Origin of the sequence: Mesorhizobium salmacidum (SeqCode) (assembly GCF_037179605.1) — a bacterium.
GTDB lineage: Bacteria > Pseudomonadota > Alphaproteobacteria > Rhizobiales > Rhizobiaceae > Mesorhizobium > Mesorhizobium salmacidum.
Window position 1 is genome coordinate 209618 of sequence record NZ_JAPYKS010000001.1, and the last position, 26648, is coordinate 236265.

The 26648-nt window shown below is 63.3% G+C and carries 25 protein-coding genes, 1 tRNA gene and 1 pseudogene; 21 read left to right on the forward strand and 6 right to left on the reverse strand.

The genetic code is table 11. The features are described from left to right. Positions 1–96: 96 nt before the first annotated feature. From rpmI to O7A60_RS01020, 5 genes are all read left to right on the forward strand, one after another. A complete protein-coding gene (gene rpmI, locus O7A60_RS01000; protein ID WP_006201248.1) occupies positions 97–300 on the forward strand; it encodes a 50S ribosomal protein L35 in 204 nt (67 codons plus the stop codon). Positions 301–389: 89 nt separating this feature from the next. Beyond that, positions 390–791: a 50S ribosomal protein L20 gene (gene rplT / locus O7A60_RS01005; RefSeq protein WP_006201247.1), complete on the forward strand. Its 402-nt coding sequence runs from the start codon at positions 390–392 to the stop codon at positions 789–791. Between the two features lie 300 nt (positions 792–1091). Then, a complete protein-coding gene (gene pheS / locus O7A60_RS01010; protein WP_337104877.1) occupies positions 1092–2144 on the forward strand; it encodes a phenylalanine--tRNA ligase subunit alpha in 1053 nt (350 codons plus the stop codon). A 43-nt stretch (positions 2145–2187) separates the two neighbouring features. Then, the gene (gene pheT / locus O7A60_RS01015) at positions 2188–4596 is read left to right on the forward strand and encodes a phenylalanine--tRNA ligase subunit beta (RefSeq protein WP_337104624.1); all 2409 of its coding nucleotides are present in this window, start codon (positions 2188–2190) and stop codon (positions 4594–4596) included. A gap of 46 nt (positions 4597–4642) precedes the next feature. Further along, a complete protein-coding gene (locus O7A60_RS01020; RefSeq protein ID WP_337104625.1) occupies positions 4643–5245 on the forward strand; it encodes a nucleotidyltransferase family protein in 603 nt (200 codons plus the stop codon). A 206-nt stretch (positions 5246–5451) separates the two neighbouring features. Here O7A60_RS01020 and O7A60_RS01025 read toward each other — a convergent pair whose 3' ends face one another. Continuing rightward, a complete protein-coding gene (locus tag O7A60_RS01025) occupies positions 5452–6447 on the reverse strand; it encodes an aldo/keto reductase (RefSeq protein ID WP_337104626.1) in 996 nt (331 codons plus the stop codon). 96 nt (positions 6448–6543) lie between these two features. Between O7A60_RS01025 and O7A60_RS01030 the strand changes: the two genes are divergently transcribed. The 5 genes from O7A60_RS01030 (at position 6544) to O7A60_RS01050 (ending at position 11573) form a co-directional block, all read left to right on the forward strand. Beyond that, positions 6544–7434 carry a LysR family transcriptional regulator gene (locus O7A60_RS01030; RefSeq protein WP_337104627.1) on the forward strand — a complete coding sequence of 297 codons (891 nt, stop codon included), beginning with the start codon at positions 6544–6546 and terminating at the stop codon, positions 7432–7434. A 46-nt stretch (positions 7435–7480) separates the two neighbouring features. After that, a complete protein-coding gene (locus O7A60_RS01035; protein ID WP_337104629.1) occupies positions 7481–8050 on the forward strand; it encodes a cytochrome b in 570 nt (189 codons plus the stop codon). A gap of 69 nt (positions 8051–8119) precedes the next feature. Then, complete coding sequence (locus O7A60_RS01040; protein ID WP_337104631.1) at positions 8120–8695, forward strand: YceI family protein; 576 nt, start codon at positions 8120–8122, stop codon at positions 8693–8695. Positions 8696–8819: 124 nt separating this feature from the next. Continuing rightward, on the forward strand, positions 8820–9806 hold the full coding sequence (locus O7A60_RS01045; RefSeq protein WP_337104632.1) for a Gfo/Idh/MocA family protein: 987 nt from the start codon (positions 8820–8822) through the stop codon (positions 9804–9806). Positions 9807–9914: 108 nt separating this feature from the next. Then, positions 9915–11573: an FAD-binding dehydrogenase gene (locus tag O7A60_RS01050; RefSeq protein ID WP_337104633.1), complete on the forward strand. Its 1659-nt coding sequence runs from the start codon at positions 9915–9917 to the stop codon at positions 11571–11573. Positions 11574–11629: 56 nt separating this feature from the next. On the opposite strand, the gene O7A60_RS01055 is transcribed toward O7A60_RS01050, so the two are convergent. Continuing rightward, positions 11630–11706: transfer RNA gene (locus O7A60_RS01055), tRNA-Arg, on the reverse strand. 253 nt (positions 11707–11959) lie between these two features. Then, a complete protein-coding gene (locus O7A60_RS01060) occupies positions 11960–13447 on the reverse strand; it encodes an ATP-binding protein (RefSeq protein ID WP_027143859.1) in 1488 nt (495 codons plus the stop codon). Positions 13448–13724: 277 nt separating this feature from the next. Here O7A60_RS01060 and rpmH point away from each other — a divergent pair, with 277 nt between their 5' ends. From rpmH to O7A60_RS01105, 9 genes are all read left to right on the forward strand, one after another. Then, complete coding sequence (gene rpmH / locus O7A60_RS01065) at positions 13725–13859, forward strand: 50S ribosomal protein L34 (protein ID WP_008833937.1); 135 nt, start codon at positions 13725–13727, stop codon at positions 13857–13859. 14 nt (positions 13860–13873) lie between these two features. Continuing rightward, positions 13874–14227 carry a ribonuclease P protein component gene (gene rnpA / locus O7A60_RS01070; protein WP_027143858.1) on the forward strand — a complete coding sequence of 118 codons (354 nt, stop codon included), beginning with the start codon at positions 13874–13876 and terminating at the stop codon, positions 14225–14227. 14 nt (positions 14228–14241) lie between these two features. Further along, positions 14242–16062, forward strand: a complete 1821-nt coding sequence (gene yidC / locus O7A60_RS01075; protein ID WP_337104635.1) for a membrane protein insertase YidC — start codon at positions 14242–14244, stop codon at positions 16060–16062. 486 nt (positions 16063–16548) lie between these two features. After that, a complete protein-coding gene (locus tag O7A60_RS01080; RefSeq protein ID WP_337104636.1) occupies positions 16549–16767 on the forward strand; it encodes a hypothetical protein in 219 nt (72 codons plus the stop codon). Between the two features lie 56 nt (positions 16768–16823). After that, the gene (locus O7A60_RS01085) at positions 16824–18791 is read left to right on the forward strand and encodes a protein-L-isoaspartate(D-aspartate) O-methyltransferase (RefSeq protein ID WP_337104637.1); all 1968 of its coding nucleotides are present in this window, start codon (positions 16824–16826) and stop codon (positions 18789–18791) included. Positions 18792–19006: 215 nt separating this feature from the next. Then, positions 19007–19567 (forward strand): fasciclin domain-containing protein, encoded by a 561-nt coding sequence (locus tag O7A60_RS01090; protein WP_027143854.1) that lies wholly within the window; start codon positions 19007–19009, stop codon positions 19565–19567. Between the two features lie 355 nt (positions 19568–19922). Then, on the forward strand, positions 19923–20561 hold the full coding sequence (locus O7A60_RS01095; RefSeq protein ID WP_337104638.1) for a CatB-related O-acetyltransferase: 639 nt from the start codon (positions 19923–19925) through the stop codon (positions 20559–20561). Further along, positions 20558–21217 carry a ribosome biogenesis GTP-binding protein YihA/YsxC gene (yihA, locus tag O7A60_RS01100; protein WP_337104639.1) on the forward strand — a complete coding sequence of 220 codons (660 nt, stop codon included), beginning with the start codon at positions 20558–20560 and terminating at the stop codon, positions 21215–21217. Before O7A60_RS01095 ends, yihA begins: the two co-directional genes overlap by 4 nt. A gap of 140 nt (positions 21218–21357) precedes the next feature. Beyond that, entirely contained in the window at positions 21358–21918 is a 561-nt protein-coding gene (locus tag O7A60_RS01105; RefSeq protein ID WP_337104640.1) for a hypothetical protein, read from the forward strand. Between the two features lie 69 nt (positions 21919–21987). On the opposite strand, the gene O7A60_RS01110 is transcribed toward O7A60_RS01105, so the two are convergent. The 3 genes and pseudogenes from O7A60_RS01110 to O7A60_RS01120 form a co-directional block, all read right to left on the reverse strand. Continuing rightward, a complete protein-coding gene (locus tag O7A60_RS01110) occupies positions 21988–22476 on the reverse strand; it encodes a tetratricopeptide repeat protein (RefSeq protein WP_337104878.1) in 489 nt (162 codons plus the stop codon). A 138-nt stretch (positions 22477–22614) separates the two neighbouring features. Continuing rightward, positions 22615–22800 (reverse strand): annotated as a pseudogene (locus tag O7A60_RS01115) (tetratricopeptide repeat protein); the annotation flags it as partial. Between the two features lie 140 nt (positions 22801–22940). Further along, the gene (locus O7A60_RS01120; protein ID WP_337104641.1) at positions 22941–23660 is read right to left on the reverse strand and encodes a TetR/AcrR family transcriptional regulator; all 720 of its coding nucleotides are present in this window, start codon (positions 23658–23660) and stop codon (positions 22941–22943) included. A gap of 127 nt (positions 23661–23787) precedes the next feature. Between O7A60_RS01120 and O7A60_RS01125 the strand changes: the two genes are divergently transcribed. Both O7A60_RS01125 and O7A60_RS01130 read left to right on the forward strand, forming a co-directional pair. Next, positions 23788–24978, forward strand: a complete 1191-nt coding sequence (locus O7A60_RS01125) for an HlyD family secretion protein (RefSeq protein WP_337104642.1) — start codon at positions 23788–23790, stop codon at positions 24976–24978. Between the two features lie 74 nt (positions 24979–25052). After that, positions 25053–26648: a DHA2 family efflux MFS transporter permease subunit gene (locus tag O7A60_RS01130; protein ID WP_337104643.1), complete on the forward strand. Its 1596-nt coding sequence runs from the start codon at positions 25053–25055 to the stop codon at positions 26646–26648.

The following is a 26648-nucleotide window of genomic DNA, read 5'->3' on the forward strand; positions in this document are numbered from 1 at the left end:
AGGGCATGCCGTGGCGGTTTCATTTGCTTTTCGGGCTTTGGTCGGCCTGAAGCGAACAAGAAGCGCGATCGTGCGCCAACATTACGGAGTAGCAAAATGCCCAAGATGAAGACCAAATCGGCCGCCAAGAAGCGGTTCAAGATCACAGGTACGGGTAAAGTCCTGTCGGCTGCGGCCGGCAAGCGTCACGGCATGATCAAGCGTTCCAACAAGTTCATTCGAAATGCCCGCGGCACGATGGTTCTGGCTGAACCGGATGGCAAGAAGGTCATCAAGAATTTTCTTCCGAACGGCCTCTAAGGCATTTCGGTCCGGACACGCATTTGTTTTACGCAATTCCGAACGGAAAACCGCACTTTTCCTGGAATTGCTTTTAAGGAGATCATGACATGGCACGCGTAAAAAGAGGCGTCACCTCGCACGCCAAGCACAAGAAGGTCCTGAAAGCCGCGAAAGGCTTCTACGGCCGCCGCAAGAACACCATCCGCATCGCCAAGCAGGCGGTGGAAAAGTCGCTGCAGTACGCTTATCGCGACCGCAAGAACCGCAAGCGCTCGTTCCGCGCGCTGTGGATCCAGCGCATCAACGCCGCGACCCACGAGCATGGCCTGACCTATGGCCGCTTCATCGACGGTTTGAACAAGGCCGGCATCGAGATCGATCGCAAGATCCTGTCCGACATGGCCATCCACGAGCCGCAGGCTTTCGCCGCCCTGGTCGCCAAGGCCAAGGTCGCGCTCGAATATCTGAAGAACACCACGCCGAATGCTTTTGAGAGCGCTGTCGCCTAGAGCATGATGCCAAAAAGTTTCTGACTTTTTGGACAACATCATGCTCCAGGGAAATTAGCGAGGAGCGCGATCTTTTCCGAAAAGTCTGCAACTTTTCGGGATCGGGCTCCGAGCCCAGCGCTTCCCAAGCACTTTCGACACTTGATTTGGGGAACCCGCGCTGGCACGGCTGGCGCGGGTTTTTCTTATGCCTGAACTTTCACTCCAAACGTGACTTTCACGTCTAGAGCGATTTCCAACGCAGCGAGCTTGATCGTGAACGACGCAACCATTGGCCTTGATGCACTCGAAAATTCCCTGATGGCTGACATCGCCTCGGCCGCCGACGAGGCGTCGATCGAGGCCGTGCGTGTCTCGGCGCTCGGCAAGAAGGGTTCGGTCTCCGAAATGCTGAAGACGCTTGGCGCGATGGGCGCCGAGGAACGGCAGGTGAAGGGCCCGGCGATCAACGGCCTGAAGAACCGCGTCACCGATGCGCTTGCTTTGCGCAAGGCGGAATTGAAAGACGTGGCGATCGCCGCACGGCTTGCCGCCGAAAAGGTCGACGTGACGCTGCCGGTGCGGCAGTCGCCGGCCGAGCGCGGCCGCATCCATCCGATCAGCCAGGTCATCGACGAGATCGCGGCGATCTTCGGCGATCTCGGTTTCGCCATCGCCGAAGGACCTGACATCGAGACCGACTACTATAATTTCACCGCGCTGAATTTCCCGGAAGGCCATCCGGCGCGCGAGATGCACGACACCTTCTTCTTCCAGCCGGACGAGAAGGGCGAGCGCAAGCTGTTGCGCACCCACACCTCGCCGGTGCAGATCCGTACCATGGAGAAGCAGAAGCCGCCGATCCGCATCGTCATTCCCGGCAAGACCTACCGCCAGGATTCCGACGCCACCCATTCGCCTATGTTTCATCAGGTCGAGGGGCTGGTGATCGACAGGTCGGCCAACGTCGCCAACATGAAGTGGGTGCTGGAAGAGTTCTGCAAGGCCTTCTTCGAAGTGCCGCAGGTCAAGATGCGCTTCCGGCCGTCCTTCTTCCCGTTCACCGAGCCGAGCCTCGAGGTCGACATCCAGTGCGACCGCTCGCGGCCAGGCGAAGTGCGCTTCGGTGAAGGCTCCGACTGGATGGAGATCCTCGGCTGCGGCATGGTGCATCCCAACGTGCTCAGGGCCGGCGGGCTCGATCCCGACGAGTACCAGGGCTTTGCCTGGGGCATGGGCATCGACCGCATCGCCATGCTGAAATACGGCATGCCGGATCTGCGCGCCTTCTTCGACGCCGATGTGCGCTGGCTATCGCATTACGGCTTCCGGCCGCTCGACATGCCGACGCTGTTCGGAGGCCTGAGCGCGTGACGGTCCTGAAGCCTCCTGCTGCCAGCTATTACGGAACAATCCAATGAAATTCACCCTCTCCTGGCTCAAGGATCATCTCGAGACCGACGCCACGCTGGCCGAGATCGTCGAGCGGCTGACCTCGATCGGCCTCGAGGTCGAGCATGTCGACGACAAGGCGGGCCTGAAGCCCTTCGTCATCGCCAAGGTGCTGACGGCGGTGCAGCATCCCGATGCCGACCGGCTGCGGGTGCTGACCGTCGATACCGGCGACGGCAAGCCGCCGGTGCAAGTGGTGTGCGGCGCGCCGAATGCCCGCGCCGGCCTGATCGGCGCCTTCGCCGCGGCAGGCACCTATGTGCCCGGCATCGACGTGACGCTGACGGTCGGCAAGATCAGGGGCGTCGAAAGCCATGGCATGATGTGCTCCGAGCGCGAGCTGGAACTGTCCGACGAGCACAATGGCATTATCGACCTGCCAGAGGATGCGCCGGTCGGCACCAGCTTTGCCGCTTACGCGCATCTCGACGATCCGGTCATCGAGATCAATTTGACGCCGAACCGGCCCGATGCCACCAGCGTCTACGGCATCGCCAGGGATCTCGCGGCGAGCGGACTTGGCCGCCTCGTCGGCGGTGCGATCATGCCGCATGTCGGCAGCGGCATGTGCCCGGTGAAGGTGACGATCGAGGCGCCGGAGCTTTGTCCCGGATTCGCGCTCAGGCTGGTCAGGGGCGTCAAGAACGGCCCCTCGCCGAAATGGCTGCAGCAGCGGCTGATCGCCATTGGGCTCAGACCGATCAGCGCGCTGGTCGACATCACCAATTACGTCACCTTCGACCGCGGCCGGCCGCTGCACGTCTTCGATGCCGCCAAGGTCGCCGGCAATCTCGTCGTGCGCCGCGCCAAGAATGGCGAAACGGTGCAGGCGCTCGACGGGCGCGAATACACGCTGACGCCGGAGATGTGCGTGATCGCGGACGACAATGGCGTCGAATCCATTGCCGGCATCATGGGTGGCGAACAGTCCGGCTGTGACGAGAACACGACGGACGTGCTGATCGAATCCGCTCTTTGGGACCCGATCACCACGGCCCGCACCGGCCGCACACTCGGCATCATCACCGACGCGCGCTACCGTTTCGAGCGCGGTGTCGATCCCGAATTCATGGTGCCGGGTATCGAGTTGGCGACGAAGCTGGTGATCGACTTCTGCGGCGGCACCCCGACGGAGACCGAGGTGGCCGGCTATGCCGGACATCAGCCGAAGATCGTTTCCCTTCCCTTGTCGGAAGTGAAGCGGCTGACCGGCATCGAGGTGCCGAAGGCGGAGAGCCTCGACATCCTGTCGCGTCTCGGCTTCCACGCGCAGGGATCGGGCTACGTCGTCGACGTGACCGTGCCCTCCTGGCGCCCCGATGTCGACGGCAAGGCCGACCTGGTCGAAGAGGTCATGCGCATCCATGGCGTCGACAATATCGCGCCGCAGCCGCTCGGCGCGCATGACGTGGTCAACGGCAAGATCCTGACGACACTGCAGATCCGCACCCGTGCCGCCAAGCGTTCACTTGCCGTGCGCGGCATGATGGAGGCCGTTACCTGGTCGTTCATTCCCGCCAGGCACGCCGAGTTGTTCGGCGGCGGCCAGACGGCGCTGAAGCTTGCCAACCCGATCGCAGCCGACATGTCCGATATGCGGCCCTCGCTCCTGCCAGGGCTGATTTCGGCCGCGCAGCGCAATGCCGACAAGGGCATCGGCGACGTTGCCTTGTTCGAGGTGTCGGGCACCTATGAAGGCGATGGCGCCGACCAGCAGCGGCGCGTCGCCGCCGGCGTGCGACGCGGCACGGCCAAGCTCGACGGCTCAGGCCGCAACTGGGCCGGCAATTCCGGTCCCGTCGGCGTGTTCGACGCCAAGGCCGATGCCATCGCCGCGCTCGAAGCCTGCGGCGCGCCGGTCGACCGGCTGCAGATCGAGGCTGGCGGACCGGCCTGGTATCACCCCGGCCGTTCCGGCACGATCAAGCTCGGGCCAAAGACCGTGCTCGGCACGTTCGGCGAGTTCCATCCGAAGACGCTGGAAGGGCTCGATGTCTCCGGACCGCTATGCGGCTTCGAGGTGTTCGTCGATGCCGTGCCCGAGCCGAAGACCAAGCCCACGAAAACCAAGCCCAGGCTGGAGCTGTCCGCTTTCCAGGCGGTGAAGCGCGACTTCGCCTTCGTCGTCGACAGGGCCGTCGAGGCCGGCACGCTGGTGCGCGCCGCACTTGCCGCCGACAAGAAGCTGATCACGGCTGTCTCGGTCTTCGACATCTTCGAAGGCGCGTCACTCGGCGAGGGCAAGAAGTCGATCGCCATCGAAGTGTCGATCCAGCCGGTCGAAAAGACGCTGACAGACGAGGATTTCGAGGCGCTGGCCAGGCGCATCGTCGACAATGTCGGCAAGCAGACGGGCGGCGCGCTCAGGGCATAGAGAATTCAGGATTGCGGGCAGGTGGCGAATCGCCCTCAAAAGGGCGATGGACCATCTCGCGTATTCCGGGCTTCCTTTTGAGCCACAGCGTGCGGCGTTTCTCGACATCGTCGCGGCTGATCCGCTGCTGTGTGAAACGCTGGCGCGAGTGCGCGACCTTGCCTTGCCGGATTGGCTGGTGGTTTCCGGCGCGCTCTACAACAGCGTCTGGAACCATCTGACCGGCAAGCCGTCGGGCTACGGCATCAGGGATATCGACCTTTTCTATTTCGATGACTCCGACCTATCCTATGACGCCGAGGACGCCGTCATCCGCAGGGCGGCGGCACATTTCGAGGGACTGCCGCTGCCGGTCGAAGTGCGCAACCAGGCCCGCGTGCATCTTTGGTATCCGCAGAAGTTCGGGCAACCCTGCCCGCGCTATGCGAGTGCCAGTGAATCCGTCAGCTATTTCGCCTCGAAGACGCATGCAGTCGGTGTGCGCTACGGCGGCGATGGGCAATTGGAACTCGTGGCGCCGTTCGGGCTCGACGATCTCTTCTCGTTTCGCATCACACCGAACCGGGTGATGGATAACCGGCGGACGCATGAGACGAAGGGCAAGCGGGCAAAGGAGAACTGGCCGGAGATTAGGGTGGTGCCGTGGTGAGTGGCGGAAATTTGAATGTTGTCGGCGGGACAGCGCCCCCCCTCTGCCCTGCCGGGCATCTCCCCCTCAAGGGGGGAGATCAGCCGCTTGGCGGTCTCGGCCTTCTTTCGACGCCGGCGATTGGCGAAAGCCGAGGTAATATCCAATCTCCCCCCTTGAGGGGGAGATGTCCGGCAGGACAGAGGGGGCGCCTCGCGCCTATCTATCTACCCATTCACCAGCGCCAGCAGCTCCTCGGTATAGCGCTTGCCCATCACCTTGTCGGGCGACAGCGCATCGCCGATCGATGCCACCTCGGCCGCGCTCAGCTCAATCCCGGCCGCCGCGGTGTTCTGCTCCAGATGGCGGATTTTTCGGGCACCCGGGATCGGCACGATGAAATCGCCCTGGTGCAGCACCCAGGCCAGCGCCAGCTGTGCCGAAGTCACGCCCTTTTCGGCCGCCATCTTATTCAGCGTGGCGATCACCTTGGCATTGGCGGCCATGGCGTCGGCCTGGAAGCGCGGCAGGCCACGGCGCCAGTCATCGTCGCTCAGGGTCTCCGGCTTGGCGATCGTGCCCGTGAGCAGGCCGCGGCCGAGCGGGCTGTAGGGCACGAAGCCGATGCCGAGTTCGCGGCAGACGGCAAAGACCTCGTCTTCCGGGTCGCGGCTCCACAGCGAATATTCGCTCTGCACCGCCGCGATCGGGTGCACCGCGTGTGCCCGTCGGATGGTGGCCGCACTTGCCTCCGACAGGCCAAGCGCCCGCACCTTGCCCTCGCGCACCAGCTCGGCCATGGCGCCGACCGTATCCTCGATCGGCACGTCCGGATCGACGCGGTGCTGGTAGTAGAGGTCGATGACATCGGTGGCGAGCCGCTTCAGCGAGGCCTCTGCGACAGCCTTGACATGCTCGGGGCGGCTGTCGACACCGGCCATGCGATCCATGCCGGTGCCTTCCTCCAGGATCTTGAAACCGAATTTGGTCGCGATCGTCACCTTGCCGCGAACCGATTTCAGCGCCTTGCCGAGCAGGATTTCGTTCTCGTAGGGTCCGTAGACTTCCGCCGTGTCGAAGAAGTTGACACCGATCTCGACGGCGCGGTGCAAGGTGGCGATCGCCTCGGCTTCTGGTTGGCCGCCGTAGGCAAAGCTCATGCCCATGCAGCCAAGGCCGACCGGGAAGACTTCGAGTTCAGTTCCTAGCTTGCGAGTTTTCATCGCGCATCTCCTTGTTGTGATGCGGCAGACATAACGGCTTGCAGTCCGTTCGATAATCGGCTCTTCTTCGTACGGGTCGTTCCAAGAAATAGATCAATGAACCGAGCACATCTCTCACAACTTGCGGTGCTGGCAACCGTTGCCCAATGCGGCAGTTTTCGCGGCGCGGCCAGGGAACTGGCTATCGCGCCTTCGGCGGTGAGCCACGCGGTCTCCAGCCTGGAAGCACGGCTTGGCGTGCGCCTTTTGGCGCGCAGCACGCGCAGTGTCGCTCCGACCGAGGAAGGCGCGCAGCTGCTGGAGCGATTGCGCCCGGCGCTTTCCGAGATCGACCTGGCGCTGGAGACAGCCGTCGAGGCGCGCGACCGGCCTGCCGGAAACCTGCGGCTCAGCGTGCCACGCACGTCAGCGCATCTGGTGCTGACGCCGCGGCTCAGCGCTTTTGCGTCAGCCTATCCCGACATCGTGCTGGAGATCGTCATCGAGGATCGCTTCACCGACGTGGTGGAAGGCGGTTTCGATGCGGGTGTGCGGCTCGGCGAAAGCCTGCAGCGTGACATGATCGCGGTGCGCATCGGGCCGGACATTCGTGGCGCCGTGGTAGGCGCGCCATCCTATTTCGAGACAAGCCCCAAGCCGCGCCATCCACGCGATCTTGCCGACCATCGCTGCATCCGCTTCCGCTTCTCCAGCGGCGTCCTCTACCGCTGGGAGTTCGAGAAGGACGGCGAAGAGGTCGAGATCGCGGTGCAAGGACCGCTGATCCTCGACGAGGACCATCTGATCGCTCAGGCCGCCGTCGACGGCGCCGGCCTTGCCTTCGTCTTCGAGGAGTATGTCCGCGCGCCGCTTGCCGACGGCCGGCTGATCCGCGTCCTGGAGGACTGGTGCCCGTCCTTCGACGGTTTCTTCGTCTACTATCCGAGCCGCCGGCAAATGCGGCCGGCGCTGAGGGCTTTCGTCGACTTCTTCAAGGTGAGCGGGTAGTCCATCCTCCCGGGAAGAAACCCAGCCTGGCATTCGTTCGCCTCCCATGCAGACCATCACCAACACCGCCACCCGCTATGGCTGGGCAACCATCGTCCTCCACTGGCTGATCGGGATTATCTTCATCGGCCAGTTCATGCTCGGCTTCGTCATGGTCAGGACCCAAAGCCAACGCACGGCCTTCGAATTGATCCAGTTGCACAAATCCCTGGGCTTTCTGCTGCTTGGCCTCGTCATCCTGCGTATCGCCTGGCGGCTCGGCAATCCGGCACCGCTCTTGCCGTCTTCTGTCGGCGCCTTGGAGCGTCGCTCGGCGCCGCTGGCGCATCTGGCGCTCTATGTATTCCAGCTCGCCCTGCCTCTGTCCGGATGGGTGCTGGTGTCGGTTTCGACGCTGGAAATCCCCAGCATGCCATTCAACCTGTTCGTCATGCCCAACCTGCCGCTGCCCGAATCCGACGCCGCTGAAAGTTTTTGGGCGTCGGCGCACTGGTATCTCGCCTATGCCGGCATCGGGCTCGTTGCGCTGCATGTCTGCGCGGCCCTGCGCCACCATTTCCTGCTGCGCGACAGCGTGCTCACGCGCATGATCACGCCTTCGTCAGCCGGGGAATAGGACGGGCGTTGGTCTCGTTTGTGAGGTGAGGACGCCAGAGAGCGTTGCCTCCTAACAAGGAACAACCCAATGCGTGCGCGAATCCTCGGATGGGCGGTTGCCGCCGCCTGCCTTGCCATGCCAGTCCATGCGGCAGTCGTGCTTAGCGATGCTGCCGGCAACTATACGATCAGCCAGGCTGGTTCCGCGATCCGCTTCACCATCGGCAAGGCCGGCGGCGGCGGCTTCGACGGCGCCTTTGCCCGTTTCAAGGGCACGATCCGCATCGACAACAAGGATGTCGGTCGCTCTAAGGTCGACCTCACCATCTATCCCGAAAGTGTCGGGACCGGCCAGGGCCGCATCGATGCCTTCCTACGTTCCGACGCGGTGTTCGACGCGGCCAACAGCCCCGAAATCCAGTTCCGCTCGACCAGCGTGACCCGCACCGGCGACACGACGGCGCTCGTCACCGGCCGGCTGACGGCGCGCGGCAAGACGTTTCCGGAAAAATTCACCGCCGAGCTCGACGGGTTGAAGGGTGGCACGATAAAATTCCACGTCACCGGCAAGGTGCTGCGCTCGCGCTACGGCATGGATGTCGGCACGCCGCTCTATTCCAACGTCGTCGATTTCGATATGACGCTGACGGGGAAAAGGGGCTAAGCGCGGCTGCGGTACCTGGTTTCCTCGCCCACTTTCGTGGCGCGAGGAACAGAGCACCCGCATTGGCTTTTCCAGCGATTTCGGGCAAACCTCGTGGCCGGTAAAATCGACATGGAGAAGCGTGATGTTCCGATGGGGTGTGTTGTCGACGGCCAAGATCGGCCGGGAGCAATTGTTGCCGGCGATCGTCGGGGCGGAAAACGGCGTGCTCTCGGCGATCGCCAGCCGCGACCTGTCGAAGGCCAAGGCATTGGGCGACCGCTTCGGCGCGCCCCACGCCTTCGGCTCCTATGAGGACCTGCTCGCTTCCGACGAGGTCGATGGCGTCTATATCCCGCTGCCCACCTCGCAGCACGTCGAATGGACGGCCAAAGCCATCGAAGCGGGCAAGCATGTGCTGGTCGAAAAACCGCTGGCGCTCGACGCCAAGGACATCGCGCCCCTGATCAAGCTGCGCGACGCCAGGAAGGTGCTGGTCTGCGAAGCCTTCATGGTCATCTACCATCCGCAATGGATCAAGGTGCGTGATCTCATCGCCAGCGGCGCCATCGGCCGGCTGCGCCATGTGCAGGGCGCTTTCTCCTACTACAATGTCGACCCCAACAACATGCGCAACAAGCTCGATCTGGGCGGCGGCGCGCTGCCCGACATCGGCGTCTACCCGACCGTGTCGACGCGCTTTTCGACCGGCAAGGAGCCGTTGCGCGTGCAGGCGACGATCGAGCGCGACAAGACATTCGGCACTGACATCTATTCCTCGATCCGCGCCGATTTCGGCGATTTCGAACTGTCTTTCTATTTGTCGACCCAGATGGCGGCACGCCAGGTGATGGTGTTTCACGGTGAGAAGGGTTTCATCGAAGTGTTCTCGCCCTTCAATGCCGGGCTCTACGACCATCACCGCGTCGAACTGCACAACCAGAACCACACCGAGGCGCAGGTGTTCCGCTTCCCCGGCACGCAGCAATACAGGCTCGAGGTCGAGACCTTCGCGCGGGCAGCACTTGGCGGCAAGGAGCGGGTCTTCACGCTGGAAGAATCCGTGCTCAACCAGAAAGTCATCGACGCCATCTTCCGCGCCGGAGACACAGGCGGCTGGGAGACCGTCTGAGCCATTGTTTGACGCAATTCCCTAGGGAAAGCGCTACGCGCTTTTCCCGGGAAAACCGCCCCACACTTTTCCTGGAATTGCTTGCTTAGCCGGTTCACTGGAGGAAAAATGGCTGACGCCGCGGATGTGATCATTGTCGGCGCCGGCCTTGCCGGGCTGGTTGCCGCCGCCGAGCTTGCCGAGGCCGGCAAGAAAATCATCATCGTCGACCAGGAGCCGGAGCAATCGTTGGGCGGTCAGGCGTTCTGGTCGTTCGGCGGGCTTTTCCTCGTCGATTCACCGGAGCAGCGGCGCATGCGCATCCGCGACTCCCATGATCTGGCGCTCGATGACTGGATGGGCACCGCCGCTTTCGACCGGCCGGAAGACCACTGGCCGCGCAAATGGGCGGAGGCGTATGTCGGCTTTGCCGCCGGCGAGAAGCGCTCCTGGCTGATCGAGCGCGGCCTGAAGTTCTTTCCGGTCGTCGGCTGGGCCGAACGCGGCGGCGGCAATGCCATCGGCCACGGCAATTCGGTACCGCGCTTCCACGTCACCTGGGGGACCGGCCCCGGCGTGCTCGACCCTTTCGTGCTGCGCGTGCGCGAGGCGCAAAAGCGTGGATTGGTCGACTTCAGGTTCCGCCATCGTGTCAATGCGCTGACGCGGACGGGGGCAGCCGTGACCGGGGTACAGGGCGATATCCTGCAGCCGAGCACTGCCGAGCGTGGCCACAAGAGCTCGCGCGAGGTATCAGGCGATTTCGGGCTTCATGCCCAAGCCGTAATCGTCGCCTCCGGCGGCATCGGCGCCAACCACCAGCTGGTGCGGGAAAACTGGCCCAAGCGGCTGGGCAACGCGCCGAAGCGAATGATCACCGGCGTGCCGGACCATGTCGATGGGCGCATGCTGGCCATATCGGAACAGGCCGGCGGCTCGATCATCAACCGCGACCGGATGTGGCACTATGTCGAGGGCATCAAGAACTGGGCGCCGATCTGGACCGATCACGCGATCCGCATCCTGCCCGGCCCGTCCTCGCTGTGGCTCGATGCGCGTGGGAAACGCCTGCCGGTGCCGCTCTATCCCGGCTTCGACACGCTGGGCACGCTCAGCCACATCATGAGCACCGGTTTCGACTATTCCTGGTTCATCCTGACGAAGAAAATCATCCAGAAGGAGTTCGCGCTGTCGGGCTCCGAACAGAACCCCGATTTGACGGGAAAAAGCTGGCGCCAGGTGCTCGGCCGCGCCACGTCGGGCATTCCCGGCCCCGTCAAGGCGTTCATGGAAAAGGGCGAGGATTTCATCGTCGAGGCCGAATTGCCAAAGCTGGTCGCCCGCATGAACGCGCTGGCCGGCGGCGAACCGCTGCTCGATGTGGCAGGGATCGAGCGCGAAATCCGCGCCCGCGACAGGCAACTCGACAATCCGTTCTCCAAGGACATGCAGATCACCGCGCTGCGCGGCGCCCGTGCCTATCTCGGCGACCGGCTGATCCGCACGGCAAAGCCGCACAAGATGCTCGCCCCCGCGAACGGACCGCTGATCGCGGTGCGCCTCAACATCCTGACCCGCAAGACGTTGGGCGGCCTGCAGACCGATCTCGACAGCCGCGTGCTCGGACCCGACGGCCAGCCTGTGCCGGGCCTCTATGCCGTCGGCGAAGCCGCCGGTTTCGGCGGCGGCGGCGTGCATGGCTATGCCGCGCTCGAAGGCACGTTCCTGGGTGGCTGCATTTTCTCGGGCCGTGGCGCCGGCCGGGCGGCGGCACGCTCGGTGGCCTGAGACGGCAGCGGCTTGCCCGCGCTCGGCCATCGACGAACTGCAGTCTAGGAAAGTTTTGGCGCGCCCGAAGAGATTCGAACTCCTGACCCCCAGATTCGTAGTCTGGTGCTCTATCCAGCTGAGCTACGGGCGCGCATCAGGCCATGTTTTCGACGGCCCCACGATCCGGTCCGAAAGACCGGCCGCGAATGTGTGCAGTTCCCTAACGACTGAATTTACGAAAAGCAAGCCGATCCGGCAAAAGTTTTGTCGCAAGCTTGTCATGCGGCGATGCCGGCGCCGATCCCGGCACTTCGAGCCGCTGTGGGGCCGGCCTAAATCCAGACAGTGGACGATCGGGAACGGTTGGGGAGAGCGACGGGGGAAGGCAAAACAGCACGAAACCCTCAGGCCGGGCGGCGCAGGCCACCACGGGCCTGGTCGAGCCGCACCGGCTGGTCGGGGATGGTGACGGCGAATGTGGTGCGCCCGCCGATCGATTCGACCAATTCCACCGTGCCGCCATGCGCCCGGATCAGTTCGTGCGCGATCGCAAGGCCAAGGCCGGTGCCGCCGCTGCGCGCCGAGCCGCGAAAGGCCGCGAACAGGTTTTCGCGCGCCTTCGGCGGCAGGCCGGGACCTGTGTCGGTAACGGCGATGCGGCTGACACTGCCCATGCGCTCGGCCGAGACCGCCAACCGCCGCACCACGGCGCTTTCGGTGTCGGCCGCCATCGCCTGCACCGAGTTGCGGCAAAGATTGGTGAGCACCCGGAAGAGCTGGTCGGAATCGGCATCCACCTCGAAAGCCACCTCGACGGCGTTGATGAACTCGATGCCCTCCTCGATGTCGAGCAGTCCGTGCACGTCCTCGACCAGTTGGCGCAGCCTCACCCTTCGGCGCGAAGGCGGCGGCTCCTGCGTGCGGCCGTAATGAAGCACGCCCTCCGAATAGGAGACGGCGCGGTCGAGCGCGCGCAACAGTTTTGGCGCGAAGGCCTGCACGGTCGGATCCTTGACCTGGCGCAGGCGGTCCGACATCAGCTGGGCCGAGGCCAGGATGTTGCGCATGTCGTGGTTGATCTTCGATACCGCCAAGCCGAGGTCGGCAAGATGCTTCTGCTCGGCCAGCATCCTTTGCAGCCGCTCCTGCATCTGCGACAGTTCGCGCTCGGCCACGCCGATCTCGTCGGCGCGGTCGGCGGGGTGAATGATTCGCCCGGGGTCATCGGGAGCCTCGGAGAAAGACAGCATCGAGCGCGTCATGGTGCGGATCGGGCCGATCATGATCAGGTCGATCGCGGCATAGACCAGCATGGCCGTGAACAGCGAGATCAGGAGCGAGACGAAGGCGACGTTGCGCGAGTAGATGAGCATGGCCTTGCGCAGGGAATAGTCCGGCATGATCAGCTCGAACTCCTTGTCGCTGTCGCCGACCGGTCCGAAAACGCGCAGCATCCTGTCGCCGCCGAAAAACAGCGTGTCCAGCGCGCCGGTCATGCCCTTGACCATGCCGACGCTGGCGAGATCGATGTGCTCGTCGACCTGCGGCGGCATGTCGGCCACCACCAGAAGCCGCGAGACGCCGCCGTCGCGCACCGCGATCGCCTTGGCGCCGATGGCCATCAGCACGTCATTCTGGGCCGTGCGCGACAGCGACGTCGAATCGCCCTGCACCAGCACGATCGACACGGCGGCGGCCGTGCTCAGCCTCTCCTTGAGCCAGCTCAGCCTGTAGCTGGCGATCCAGGGCAGGAAGATCAGCACTTCGGCCAGCAGCACGAAAACGATGGTGAGCAGCAGCAGTTTGGTCGACAGGCCGCGCGACAGCGGTACCGTGCGGACAGCGGCTGGCGCCGTTCCGGTCCCTTCCCCTGCTTGGCTGGCTTCGCTCATGCGACTCGATCTTCACAATCACTTGATCAGCCAAGATTAGGCGATTGCGGCTTTTTTGCCAATTTCTCCCTTGGTCGGAAAAATAGATGCTCCAAAAGAGGTGCGTCTTTAGCGCGCCGACGCCGGATTGACTTCCAAAACCCTTCTTTCTATAAGCCCGCTCACGCTCGGGCCATTCGTCCCGGCGCGGTTTCGATCGCGCCAAAGCCGGCCCGGCAAAGCTCCTGTTACAAAGTGACAGAATCAAGAAGGGCCGCACCCCGCGGTATTAAAACAAATGAAGCGTACCTACCAACCGTCCAAACTCGTCCGCAAACGCCGGCACGGCTTCCGTGCCCGCATGGCCACCAAGGGTGGTCGTGGCGTCGTCGCAGCTCGCCGCAACCGCGGCCGCAAGCGGCTCAGCGCCTAAGCGAGACGAGATCGTTGCCCGCAACCGGCAAGCCAGTGGGGCAAAATCCCAAGCGGCTTCTGAACCGCGCGGAATTCCTGGCCGTCCGTCGTGGTGAAAAGCGACGCGGACGGTTTTTCCTCGTCGAGGTCCTTGACCGCGGCGACGGCGGGGTGCCGCGCGTCGGCTACACCGTCACCAAGAAGGTCGGCAACGCTGTTGTGCGCAACCGCGTCAGGCGGCGGCTGAAAGAGGCCGTCCGCGTCCATGCGGCAGATGACATGGTGCCCGGCAATGATTATGTCATCGTCGGACGCGATGATGCGCTGCGCGCGCCTTTCGGCCAGTTGAAGGCCGAACTCTCCCGCCGACTTCGCGGAACACGATAGGCCAAGGGCTCTCGATGGAAAACAACCGGAACTTCTTCATCACCATCGCATTGTCGGTGCTGATCCTGGCGGTATGGCAGTATTTCTACGTGCTGCCGCGCAGCGAAGCCCAGCGCGAGGCCGCCAAGGTCGAGCAGCAGCGCGTCGAGGAACAGAAGAAGGCGGCAGAAGCGGCCAATCCGGGCGCATCGACGCCGGCCCCAGGCACTACCGCCCCGGGCGCCATTCCCAATGCCCCCGGCGGTGACGTCGTCACCGCGGCCAGCCGCGACCAGGCGCTGGCGGCATCCAAACGCGTCAAGATCGACACGCCGAGCCTCGAGGGCTCGATCAATTTGACCGGCGCGCGGCTCGATGACCTCAAGCTCAAGCACTACACCGAGACCGTCGACAAGAATTCGCCCGAGATCGAGCTGCTCAACCCGCAGGCTCTGCCCACGGGCTATTTCGCCGAGATCGGCTTTGTCGGCAACGACAAGACCGGCGCGGTGCCGGGTGCCGAAACGGTGTGGAGCGTGGACGGCAATCCGACGCTGACCCCGTCGACGCCGGTGACGCTCACCTACACCAACGACAAGGGCCTGACCTTCAAGCGCACCTTCTCCGTCGACGTCAACTACATGTTCACGGTGTCGGACACGGTGCAGAATTCCGGCTCGAGCGCGGTTTCGCTGTTCAATTACGGCCGCGTCACGCGCTACGACAAGCCGGCCGTCGCCAGCACCTATGTGCTGCATGAAGGCCTCATCGGCTTCACCGGCGCCGAAGGCCTGCAGGAACACAAATACGCGTCGGTCGAGAAGGACAAGCAGTACCAGCCCGGCAAGTCGACCGATGGCTGGCTCGGCATCACCGACAAATACTGGGCCGTCACGCTGGTGCCGACCGAGAAGCAGCCGTTCCAGCCGCGCTTTGCCTATTTCGAGGACGGCCGCCACCGCTACCAGTCCGACTTCCTGACCGACCCGATCAACGTCGAGGCCGGCCAGTCGGCGACCGTCGAGACCGAGGTGTTCGCCGGTGCCAAGGAAGTCGCCAAGATCAACGCCTATGCCGAAGACCGCCACATCAAGCGGTTCGACCTGCTAATCGACTGGGGCTGGTTCCACTTCATCACCAAGCCGATGTTCTGGCTGATCGACACGCTCTACAAATTCCTCGGCAATTTCGGCCTGGCGATTCTCGCCACCACCGTCATCGTCAAGGCGCTGTTCTTCCCGCTTGCCAACAAGTCCTACGCGTCGATGGCGAACATGAAGAAGGTGCAGCCCAAGATGCTCGAGATCCGCGAGAAATACGCGGACGACAAGATGAAGCAGCAGCAGGCGATGATGGAGCTGTACAAGACCGAGAAGATCAATCCGCTCGCCGGCTGCTGGCCGGTGGCGCTGCAGATCCCGGTCTTCTTCTCGCTCTACAAGGTGCTCTACATCACCATCGAGATGCGCCACGCGCCGTTCTTCGGCTGGATCCAGGATCTGGCCGCGCCCGATCCGACATCGATCTTCAACCTTTTCGGGCTGGTCCCAGTCACGCTGCCGCACATGCTGATGATCGGCGTCTGGCCGCTGATCATGGGCGTCACCATGTTCCTGCAGATGCGCATGAACCCGACGCCGCCGGATCCGACGCAGGCCGCGATCTTCACCTGGATGCCCGTCATCTTCACCTTCATGATGGCCGGGTTCCCGGCGGGTCTGGTCATTTACTGGGCCTGGAACAACACGCTGTCGATCCTGCAGCAGGGCGTGATCATGAAGCGCCAGGGCGCCAAGATCGAACTCTGGGACAATCTGGTGGCGCTGTTCCGCAAGAAACCCTCGCCGGCGGAATAGCCGGCGCCTCTTTGGCAAAAAGAGCCGCCCGGTAGACTGAACGTAAGTGGACGGTTTAGACAGGGGTGGATTTGACGGCTGGGTCCTGTGTTCCACAGGGCTCAGCCGTTTACAGCGTGTCGCGCGAATAGGATTCGCCCGCGCTGCTGTAAACTTCTGATTTTATGCATGTCGTTATCCCGGAACCGAGGACACTTCCGGGCGACATGCATTAGTTTCAGTGATGCAGCGTGCGATGCCGTGATCCGGCACGCGATAGGGACCAGGGACCGAACCGGCATTTTCGTGGCCTCCCGTCATTGCTGGCGAACCAGCCGAACCTCGCTGCTGCCGGATTGCCCCCATGGAACTTATCCTGCGTTCAAGAGTTCGCGCAAAAGGCTTCCTAAAGCTCCCGCGTGGGGAGGATCAGGTCGACGCGCCTGTCCAAATTCAAGGCAGTGCAGCGGATCGACCTCATCATGCTACTTGCAGCGAGGCATTCCGATGAGCAGCAACATTCACCCAAAGACACGCAAGCCCTCCGACAAGGATTTGAAGCAGAATCCGGGAATTGGCGCCTCCAGGGGCACGATCAAGGGTGGCAATCTTCTCGACGAGGACGAGGAACTGGACGGCGAGAACACTTTCACGGGAGATGTCGATAACGACACCACGCCGCAAGGCGGGGTCAATCCCCGGCAGACCGGGCGAACCAACGAATAGGAGCCTGGCACGACCGGCGTCGAACGTGCAGAGGATCGCCCTGATTGGAGGCTGTCATGCTGGATTTCGAGCACGCCAGGCATCGGATGGTGGAGGCGCACATCGCGCGCCGCGGTGTGCATGACAAACGGGTTCTGAATGCGTTGCGCCGGGTCGCGCGGGAGCAATTCGTCGACGCGGGTTTTGAGGAATTCGCCTATGAGGACAGCCCGCTGCCGATCGGCAGCGGACAGACGATCTCGCAACCCTTCATCGTGGCGAAAATGGCTGAGATGGCCGAGATCGAGGCGACCGATCGCGTGCTGGAAATCGGCACCGGCTCGGGCTACGCGGCAGCCGTACTGGCCGAACTTGCTGAACACGTCTTCACCGTCGAGCGGCATCGATCGCTCGCGCAACAGGCGGAACGGCGGCTCAATGCCGCCGGTTACCGGAACATCGAGGTCAGGGTCGGCGACGGCACGAAAGGCTGGCAGGAAAAGGCACCCTTCGACGCTATCGTCGTCGCGGCCGCCGGCAAGTCCATTCCCCTTAGCTTGCAGGAGCAGTTGGAGATCGGCGGCAGGCTGATCATTCCGGTCGGTGAGGACCCTTACTCGCAGCGCCTCGTTCGCCTCACGCGGATTGCGGCAAACAAGTTCGAGGAGGAGGACCTCGGTGGCGTCATGTTCGTGCCGCTGATCGGCGAGCATGGCGGGCACGACGAAAACGCGCCGTCGGCGCGCGAGGTACGCCCTCCTCCTTTGCCGCGGCAAATCGCGCGGGCGGCCGAAGATTTGCCGCCGATCGACGATCCGGCCTTCGGCGCAATGTTCGACCGGTTCGGCAGCCGGCGCGTCGTCCTGCTCGGGGAAGCCAGCCACGGCACTTCGGAATTCTATCGTGCCCGCGCGGCTGTCACCCGACGCCTCCTCCAGCGACACGGGTTCACCATCGTAGCCGTCGAGGCGGACTGGCCGGATGCAGCACAGATCAACCGGTATGTGCGCGCAGAGGAACGGCAGTCGGAGGCGCAGCCGTTCCAGCGCTTCCCGACCTGGATGTGGCGCAACACCGAGGTGTCCGAATTCATCGGCCGGCTCCATGAGTACAATCGGGACGTGCCCGATCACGCAAAGGCAGGCTTCTACGGACTCGATCTCTACAATATGAGCGGCTCGATCGCCACGGTGCTTGCCTACCTAGACAAGGTCGATCCCGAAGCGGCCGCCGTCGCGCGCGAGCGCTATGGCTGTCTGATGCCCTGGCAGAACGAGCCCACCACCTACGGGCGCGCGGCGCTGCGGCCGGGCTACAGAACCTGCGAAGAGGCCGTGGTGCGACAGTGCATGGATCTGTTCGAGCGATCCATGGCCGAAGGCGACGGCGCTCTGCTCGACGCCAAACAGAGTGCACGTCTGGTCGCATCGGCCGAGCGGTACTACCGCGTAATGTATTATGGCGGCGCCGAGACCTGGAACCTCCGCGATCGGCACATGTTCGAAACGCTCGATCAGCTTCTCGAAGCGCATGGACCGGATTCGAAGGCCGTGGTGTGGGCGCATAACTCGCATATCGGCGACGCGCGGCATACCGTCATGGGTACCGTCCGCGACGAGTTGAACATCGGCCAGCTCTGCCGGGAACGCTTCGGTGGGCGGACGGCGCTGATCGGCTTCGGAACAGATACCGGTACTGTCGCCTGTGCCTCGGATTGGGACGGTGAGATGGAGGTGAAGGACGTGAATCCTTCGCTGCCGAACAGCTTCGAGCGACTGTGTCACGACAGCGGCAAACCATCGTTCCTGCTGGATTTTGGGCGCCATGGCCAGCTCGGCGACGATCTGGCGGCACCAAGGCCGGAACGCTATATCGGCGTCATCTACCGGCCGGAGACCGAACGGCTCAGCCATTACATGGACTCGTCCGTCTCCCGCCAGTTCGACGCCTTCGTCTGGTTCGATCAAACGTCCGCGGTTACACCGCTCAGCATGTCGGCCAACAGCACCGGCAAGATACCGGATACATTTCCGTTCGGCATCTGAATGTCCTGAACTCGATGACGGTGCATTGGCGGGTCAGACTGTCCTCAACCGCACGGCCTGTCGAAAGCGCCTGGCTCGTCCGGGCTTTTTCTCTGGGGCGGGCATCCGTTCACGTTCCCGTGATCGGCGAAACTGAAAGCGCTCGCGCGGCGTGACTGCTTGTGCGTTTCCAAAGGCTATCAATTCCGATCAGCCCTCACCCGGAGGAAGACCACATGCGCTTGCCCACATTCAGGACCATCGCCATATCAGCCCTCGTCGCCGGCATGGCGATTTCCGCTCCCGCCTATGCCAAGAACCCGAATGTCGGCGGCGCGCCGATGTACGCCACCAAGAACATCGTCGAGAACGCGGTCAAGTCGAAGGACCACACGACGCTGGTCGCCGCCGTCAAAGCGGCCGGCCTGGTCGACACGCTGCAGGGCGCTGGCCCCTTCACCGTCTTTGCCCCGACCAACGAAGCCTTCTCGGCACTGCCGAGCGGCACGGTCGACACGCTGCTCAAGCCCGAGAACAAGGACAAGCTCACCAAGGTGCTGACCGCGCATGTCGTGGCCGGCAAGATTTCAGGCGCCGAGATGATGGAGAAGGCCAAGGCGATGGGCGGCAAATACGAGATGAAGACCGTCTCGGGCGACACGCTCACCGCCGAGATCAAGAAAGGCAAGCTCTACATCATGGACGAGTCCGGCGGCGAGGCGAAGGTGACGATCCCCGACGTAAACCAGTCGAACGGCGTCATCCACGTCGTCAACAAGGTCCTGTTGCCGAAGTAGCGGCTTCCGGCGAAAAGGGGCGCTGGCGGGTCGTTGGGGCTTTCTCGGTCCGCCATCCCCGCCTCATGACGGGTGCCATGTTTCTTGGGAAGCCCTATCGGCGAGGCCGGGGTCCTGTCGTCCCTCACACCTTCGTGCTGCCGCCCGGAGCGTCGAACGTTCAGGTCTATCAGGGCAGTGGTTTCTACAGGCGCGCTGTCCAACCCGATCGTGATCCGCCGCGGCGACAAATCAGCTTGTCCGCCACGGAAGACTCGCTCCCCGGCCGATTGGTGCTATAGGGCGGATCACGCTATTTTGAGCAGACGCCTCCGGTTACGGATGCGTCTGTCTGCCAGTTCCCGGACGAACCCACATGAACGGACCCGACCCCGGCATCAAGCACCCGATCCCCATGCACACGCGCGTCGGCTTCCTGAAACCGTTGGTCACAGCGCCGAATATCGAGATCGGCGACTTCACCTATTATGACGACCCGGACGGACCGGACAAATTCGCCGAAAAATGCGTGCTGCATCACTATACCTTCATCGGCGACAAGCTCATCATCGGCAAGTTCTGCGCCATCGCCGAAGGCGCACGCTTCATCATGAACGGCGCCAACCACGCCATGTCCGGCTTTTCGACCTATCCGTTCAACATTTTCGGTCATGGCTGGGAAAACGGTTTTGACCCGGCGACCTGGTCGAAGGAAGTGCGCGGCGATACCGTGGTCGGCAGCGATGTCTGGATCGGCATGGAGGCGGTGATCCTGCCTGGCGTGGAAATAGGCCATGGCGCCATCGTCGCCGCCAAATCGGTGGTGACGCACGATGTGCCGCCCTATGCGATCGTCGCCGGCAACGCGGCGAAAGTGGTCAAGATGCGTTTCGACGACAGGACGATCCGGCGGCTGCTGGCGGTGGCATGGTGGGATTGGCCGGTGGACAAGGTCGGCCGCAACCTCGACGCCATCAGGGGCGCCGATATCTCTCTTCTGGAGGCAGCAGCTTGAACGTTCCCAACAGCACCGCGATCGGCACCGACCTGTTCACGCGCGGGTGGATCTTCATCCGTGGTGTGCCGGCCATGAAGTTCCTGCCGCCGGAAGGGCCGCCCGAAATCGCCTTTGCCGGCCGCTCCAATGTCGGCAAGTCGTCGCTGATCAATGCCCTGGTCAAACAGAAGGGGCTGGCGCGCACCTCCAACACGCCAGGGCGCACGCAGGAGCTCAACTATTTCGTGCCGGACGGGTTTTCCGGCGAGGGCGCCGACCTGCCGCCAATGGCGCTGGTCGACATGCCGGGCTACGGCTACGCCACGGCGCCCAAGGAGAAGGTCGACGAGTGGACGAAGCTGGTCTTCGATTATCTCAAGGGCCGGGTCACGCTGAAGCGGGTCTACGTGCTGATCGATGCCCGCCACGGCATCAAGGCCAAGGACGACGAGGTGCTGTCGCTGCTCGACAAGGCGGCGGTGTCCTACCAGATCGTGCTGACCAAGACCGACAAGATCAAGGCCGCCGGCGTGCCGCGGCTGATCGAGGAGACGCTGGCCAAGATCAAGAAGCGGCCGGCGGCGTTTCCGTTCGTGCTGGCGACCTCATCGGAAAAAGGCGAAGGCCTCGAGGAACTGCAGGCCGCGATCGTGCTTGCGGCCAATGGCGGCTAGTCGTCCTGCGCGATCCGTTGACCGCGCCCTGGCAATCCGTCAACATCGCAATGCCGTTCGAGGGCAACCGGATGCGTATCGTTTTTCGTTGTGATCCCGCCCTTGCCGAAATGCTGCCCCGGCCGGTTCCCGCGCGCGGCGTGCTGCCCGACTGGCTCCGCAAGATGCCTCCGAAAGCCTATTCGGAAATCCATGGGCGAGAGATCAGGACGGTAAAACAGTGTCCGCCCTTCGTCGATGCCATGACGCATGGCTTCATGATCCTGCTGCCATGCGACGTGACCGTTGAGAACGGAGCCTTCGAATGGCGGTGGGACATCGCCGAGCCGTCAACGAAGGGCCACCCGCGTTCGCCGCTCAGCTTCCATGTCGCCGAACAGCTCGCCGGCGCACCGTTGTCGAATGGGCTGGCGGCCATAAAATTCAACAGTTTCTGGACGATCGAGCTGGAGGAAGGCTGGTCCCTCTTCGCCACCCATCCGGTCAACCGCGATGATCTTCCTTTCCGCCTGGTGACTGGTGTCGTCGATTCAGATCACTTCCAGGACCGCCGGCATCAATTTCCCGGCGATTTGGACCGACCAGGGTTTTTCCGGCGTGCTGGCGAAGGGCACACCGGTTGCGCAGTGCTTTCCCGTGCCGCGCGCCGCGCCCGAACTTGTCTTCGAAAGCTTCGATGCCGAGCGCAAGGCCTCCTATGAAAAAACCGTCGCCGATGTTCTTGCCGAACCCGGCGTCTACCGGAAGCAGTTTCGCGTAAAGCGCGCCCGCTAACCTCCAAGCAAGCCCTTCAACGTTTCGCGATCGATCCAAAGCTTGCCGTGCGGCGCTGACGTCAGGGCCATCGCGATGATGCCGAAGGTTGTGGCGCGCTGCTCGTAGGCTGTTCGATAGGCCTCGATCGCGGCGTCCATGTCGCCCACTTCCTGAAGCACTATCCCCAGATTGACCGCCGCCTCGGCGTTGTCGGGGCGTATCTCCAGCGCTTTGCGATAGGCGGCCGCTGCCCCCACATGATCATGCAGATCCTGCCTGACAAGGGCGAGGTCGAACCACGCCGATGCAGGCGCGTTTCCCTTTACTGCCCGCTCCAGCAAAGGTGCCGCATCGGCGGGCATTCCGTCCTCGAACAGCATGCGGCCCAAACGCGCTGCCGCCTCCGCCGACAAGGGATCGGCAAGTGTTACCTGTCGCCACAGATCGAGCGCCTGGGCCCGGTCGCCCGCCTCATCAAGTGTTCGCGCCTGCTCGATGAGCACAGCGGCGCCAGGCGACAATTCGGCCGCGCGTGAGAAATGGAACAGCGCTTGGTCAAAATCCCGTGCCGCCCGCGCCAAGCGACCGGCGAGCAATTGAGCGGATGCGTTGTCAGCCCGGATCGCCAGACTTGCCTGAATATGGGCGCGGGCTCCCGAAATCTCTCCCTTGGCGAAAAGAACGGCGGCCATGAGGTGGTTGAGGGCAGGGTCGTCCGCCGCCTGGCGAAGAGCCTCCTCGCAAAGCAGCCGTGCCTGCTCGTGGCGACCGGCGTTGAAGTCCGCCACGATGCGTCGCATCTCATTCTGGAGCTTCGGAACGCCCATCCCGATCTGCCTTCACACTCGCGAACGAGAACCATTCCCGCGGAATGACCAGTTCTACCCAGATCCAGACGTCGACGCTCAGCGCCTTGAGGTCAAGCCGGCCTCCGCAAAAAAATGGACGGCCGTTTCGGAGAATCCTGTCAGGATGAATGTAAGGTCTTTTCTCCCTCTGCCAGCCTTTCGGTGCCGTAGGCTTTCAGGAACATGTCGACGCCCGACCTGACGATGTGGTCGATCTCGTCCTGGGTCGGGGCCTTCGTGCGGTAGGCGAAGATGCACTGCCGGAAAAGACCGGCCAGGCACAATTCGGTGAACTGATAGGCGGCGAGGTCGACATCTTCGATCTCGAGCAGGCCGCGCTCGATGGCGGCATTGAGGAATGTCACGACCTTGTCATGGCCGCGCTTGGGCCCGCGTTCGTAAAATCGGGCCCCCATGTCCGGTATCCTGTCGGAGGCGCCGATAACCGTACGCTGCGCCTGGATGACCCTGGCGGAGGTGATCTTCATGGACAGCACCTTGCCGAACTTGATCAGCGTCTGGCGCAGGTCGTCGGCGCGTTCGAGCATGTCGTACATGTTCTTGAAGATGGTGCCGCGCTCTTCCTCGATCAGCGCCTCGAACAGCTCTTCCTTGTTGGCGAAATAGACATAGATCGTGCCCTTGGAGACGCCGGCCTCGCGCGTGATGTCGTTCATCGAGGCGGCCTCGAAGCCCTTTTCAATGAAGACACGACGGGCGCCGTCGATGATCTGGCTGCGCTTGACCGGGTCCTGTCCAGCCGCCGGCCGGCCGCGGCGCAGACCTTCCAGCAGGTCTTCGCACGCGTCGATGTCGGCGTTGCCCACGATCTCACCCATATAAGTCGCACCTCGAAATAATTCGAACCAACCGGTTCGATTGCCCCTTGATATGGTCCTCTTTACGCGCTATGTCAACGGCCGGATCGAACCGAACGGTTCAGTATTATAACATTAGAGAGATGTCATGTCCTCGAACACGCCCGCCACCGCCGAAGTCCGCCCTTTTCCCAACGCCAAGGTCGCCCCGGCGACGGAAGCGCCGGATGTGCATGTCCAGCCGGCAGTCGCACCGCCGCCAGAGGCTGAAGCTCCGGCCAAGAAGAAGCGCTCGGTACGCTCTTTCCTGCTGCCGATTATCGGCCTTGCCCTCTTGAGCGGCGGCGCCTGGTACGGCTATGATTACTGGACCACCGGCCGCTTCATGATCTCGACTGACGATGCTTATGTCCAGGCCGACATGTCGTTCGTCTCGCCAAAAATTTCCGGCTATGTCGATCGGATCCTGGTCAGCGAAAACCAGCAGGTGAAGGCCGGCGATCCGCTGCTAACGATCGATGCCGGCGACTACAAGATCGCCGTTGCCCAGGCCGAGGCGCAGATCGCCACGCTGGCCAAGACGCTCGACCGCATCGACGCGCAGACCAAGGCCGCGCAGGCCTCCCTGCAGCAGGCGCAGGCGCAGAAGGTCGCCGACCAGGCCGCCGCCGACAATGCCGGCCGTGCGCAGCAGCGCGCCGCGCAACTGGTCAAGACGCATGTCGGCACGCAGGCACAGCTGGACGACGCCCAGACCGCGCTCGACCAGGCCAAGGCCGCGCTCGTCGGCGCCGATGCGCAGATCGCCGCCGCGCAGGCCAATATCGGCGTGCTCGAGGCGCAGCGCGCAGAATCCGCCAGCACGCTGGCATCGCTGCAGCTTGGCCGCGACAAGGCCGCGCGCGATCTCTCCTTCACCGTGCTCAAGGCGCCGTATGACGGCGTCGTCGGCAACCGCTCCGTCGAACAGGGCGATCTGGTCAGCCCCGGCCAGAAGCTCGCCGTGGTCGTGCCGATGGACAAGCTCTATATCGTCGCCAATTTCAAGGAGACGCAGCTTGCGCGGCTCGTGCCTGGGGAAAAGGTCAACATCTCGGTCGACGCCATCGATGGCCACCCCATCCAGGGGACCGTCTCCTCGCTGGCGCCGGCGTCAGGCGCGGTGTTCTCGCTGCTGCCGCCGGAAAACGCGACCGGCAACTTCACCAAGGTGGTGCAGCGCGTGCCGGTCCGCATCGAGGTGCCGGCCGACGCGCTGAAAACCGGCAAGCTGCGCGCCGGCTTGAGCGTCGTCGTCGCCGTCGACAGCCGCACCGCGCCTGCCCCGACCAGTAACTAATCGCTTTTCGGAGGGCGGCTTGGTGGCTGATTGAAGCACCGAGCCGCCCGGCCTGCCTCAAGGAGGCTCAGGACATGGCAACCGCAACTATCACCGCAGGATCGCCGCCGGCGATACCGGCCGCGCCCGACACCATCTCGACCCGACGCATCATCGCCTTCCTGGCGATGGTGTTCGGCATGTTCATGGCGATCCTGGATATCCAGATCGTCTCGGCCTCGCTGGCCGAGATCCAGGCCGGCCTCAGCGCCAGCTCCGACGAGATACCGTGGGTGCAGACGGCCTATCTGATCGCCGAGGTGGTCATGATCCCACTGTCGGGCTTCCTCAGCCGGATGCTGTCGACGCGCGTGCTGTTCACCGTCGCGGCCGCCGGCTTCACCGCGGCCAGCGCCCTTGCCGCGACCGCCACCAACATCGACCAGATGATCGTCTACCGCGCCGTGCAGGGTTTCATCGGCGGCGGCATGATCCCGAGTGTCTTTGCGGCGGCCTTCACCATCTTCCCGCCCTCGCGCCGCGCCATCGTCTCGCCGATGATCGGCCTGGTGGCGACGCTGGCGCCGACCATCGGCCCGACCGTCGGCGGCTATATCAGCCACGCCTTTTCATGGCACTGGCTGTTCTTGGTCAATGTCGTACCGGGCATTCTGGTCGCGACCGCGGCCTGGTCGCTGATCGATTTCGACAAGCCCAATCTCAAGCTGTTCTCGAAGTTCGACTGGTGGGGCCTCGCCGGCATGGCCGCCTTCCTCGGCTGCATGGAATATGTGCTAGAGGAGGGTCCGAACAACGACTGGCTGCAGGACCAGGCCGTGTTCATCTGCGCCATCGTCATGACCATCGGCGCGGTGATCTTTTTCTGGCGTGTCTTCACGGCCGAGGAACCGATCGTCGACCTCAAAGCCTTCAGCAACATCAATTTCGCCTTCGGCTCGCTGTTTTCCTTCGTCATCGGCATCGGCCTCTATGGCCTGACCTATCTCTACCCGGTCTTCCTCGGACGCATCCGCGGCTACGATTCGATGATGATCGGCGAAGCGCTGTTCGTAAGCGGTCTGGCCATGTTCTTCACCGCGCCCATCTCCGGCATCCTGTCGAGCAAGATGGATCTGCGGCTGATGATGATGATCGGCCTGTTCGGCTTCGCCACCGGCACCTGGTGGATGACGCATCTGACCGCCGACTGGGATTTTTACGAGCTGCTCATCCCGCAGATCCTGCGCGGCTGCTCGATGATGCTGTGCATGGTGCCGATCAACAATATCGCGCTCGGCACCTTGCCGCCGGACCGGTTGAAGAACGCGTCCGGACTGTTCAACCTCACCCGCAACCTTGGCGGCGCCGTCGGTCTTGCCATCATCAACACCGTGCTGATCGATCGCAATGCCTTCCACTATGCCCGGCTCTCCGAGCACGTGCAGTGGGGCAGCGCCGCCGCGCAGACCAAGCTGCAGAACATGACGCTCAATTTCGAGCAGACCACCGGCCTGGATGCCACAAGCGCGGCGATCTCCAAGCTGTCGGGCATGGTCCACCAGCAGGCGGCGCTGCTGTCCTTCATGGATGTGTTCTATCTGCTGACCGTACTGTTCGGGACGCTGGGCTTCTTCACCATGCTGATCAGGAAGCCGGGCGCGCCCGGTGGTGGCGGAGGCGGCGGGCACTGA

Coding starts and splice junctions, on each gene's coding strand:
- rpmH (WP_008833937.1), top strand. CDS start 13,725: ATGAAGCGTACCTACCAACCGTCCAAACTCGTCCGCAAACGCCGGCAC.
- O7A60_RS01020 (WP_337104625.1), top strand. CDS start 4,643: ATGGACCATCTCGCGTATTCCGGGCTTCCTTTTGAGCCACAGCGTGCG.
- O7A60_RS01080 (WP_337104636.1), top strand. CDS start 16,549: ATGAGCAGCAACATTCACCCAAAGACACGCAAGCCCTCCGACAAGGAT.
- O7A60_RS01045 (WP_337104632.1), top strand. CDS start 8,820: ATGTTCCGATGGGGTGTGTTGTCGACGGCCAAGATCGGCCGGGAGCAA.
- rplT (WP_006201247.1), top strand. CDS start 390: ATGGCACGCGTAAAAAGAGGCGTCACCTCGCACGCCAAGCACAAGAAG.
- pheS (WP_337104877.1), top strand. CDS start 1,092: ATGGCTGACATCGCCTCGGCCGCCGACGAGGCGTCGATCGAGGCCGTG.
- O7A60_RS01025 (WP_337104626.1), bottom strand. CDS start 6,447: ATGAAAACTCGCAAGCTAGGAACTGAACTCGAAGTCTTCCCGGTCGGC.
- O7A60_RS01090 (WP_027143854.1), top strand. CDS start 19,007: ATGCGCTTGCCCACATTCAGGACCATCGCCATATCAGCCCTCGTCGCC.
- yidC (WP_337104635.1), top strand. CDS start 14,242: ATGGAAAACAACCGGAACTTCTTCATCACCATCGCATTGTCGGTGCTG.
- O7A60_RS01120 (WP_337104641.1), bottom strand. CDS start 23,660: ATGGGTGAGATCGTGGGCAACGCCGACATCGACGCGTGCGAAGACCTG.
- rpmI (WP_006201248.1), top strand. CDS start 97: ATGCCCAAGATGAAGACCAAATCGGCCGCCAAGAAGCGGTTCAAGATC.
- O7A60_RS01125 (WP_337104642.1), top strand. CDS start 23,788: ATGTCCTCGAACACGCCCGCCACCGCCGAAGTCCGCCCTTTTCCCAAC.
- O7A60_RS01060 (WP_027143859.1), bottom strand. CDS start 13,447: ATGAGCGAAGCCAGCCAAGCAGGGGAAGGGACCGGAACGGCGCCAGCC.
- O7A60_RS01095 (WP_337104638.1), top strand. CDS start 19,923: ATGAACGGACCCGACCCCGGCATCAAGCACCCGATCCCCATGCACACG.
- O7A60_RS01130 (WP_337104643.1), top strand. CDS start 25,053: ATGGCAACCGCAACTATCACCGCAGGATCGCCGCCGGCGATACCGGCC.
- O7A60_RS01050 (WP_337104633.1), top strand. CDS start 9,915: ATGGCTGACGCCGCGGATGTGATCATTGTCGGCGCCGGCCTTGCCGGG.
- O7A60_RS01040 (WP_337104631.1), top strand. CDS start 8,120: ATGCGTGCGCGAATCCTCGGATGGGCGGTTGCCGCCGCCTGCCTTGCC.
- pheT (WP_337104624.1), top strand. CDS start 2,188: ATGAAATTCACCCTCTCCTGGCTCAAGGATCATCTCGAGACCGACGCC.
- O7A60_RS01085 (WP_337104637.1), top strand. CDS start 16,824: ATGCTGGATTTCGAGCACGCCAGGCATCGGATGGTGGAGGCGCACATC.
- O7A60_RS01030 (WP_337104627.1), top strand. CDS start 6,544: ATGAACCGAGCACATCTCTCACAACTTGCGGTGCTGGCAACCGTTGCC.
- O7A60_RS01035 (WP_337104629.1), top strand. CDS start 7,481: ATGCAGACCATCACCAACACCGCCACCCGCTATGGCTGGGCAACCATC.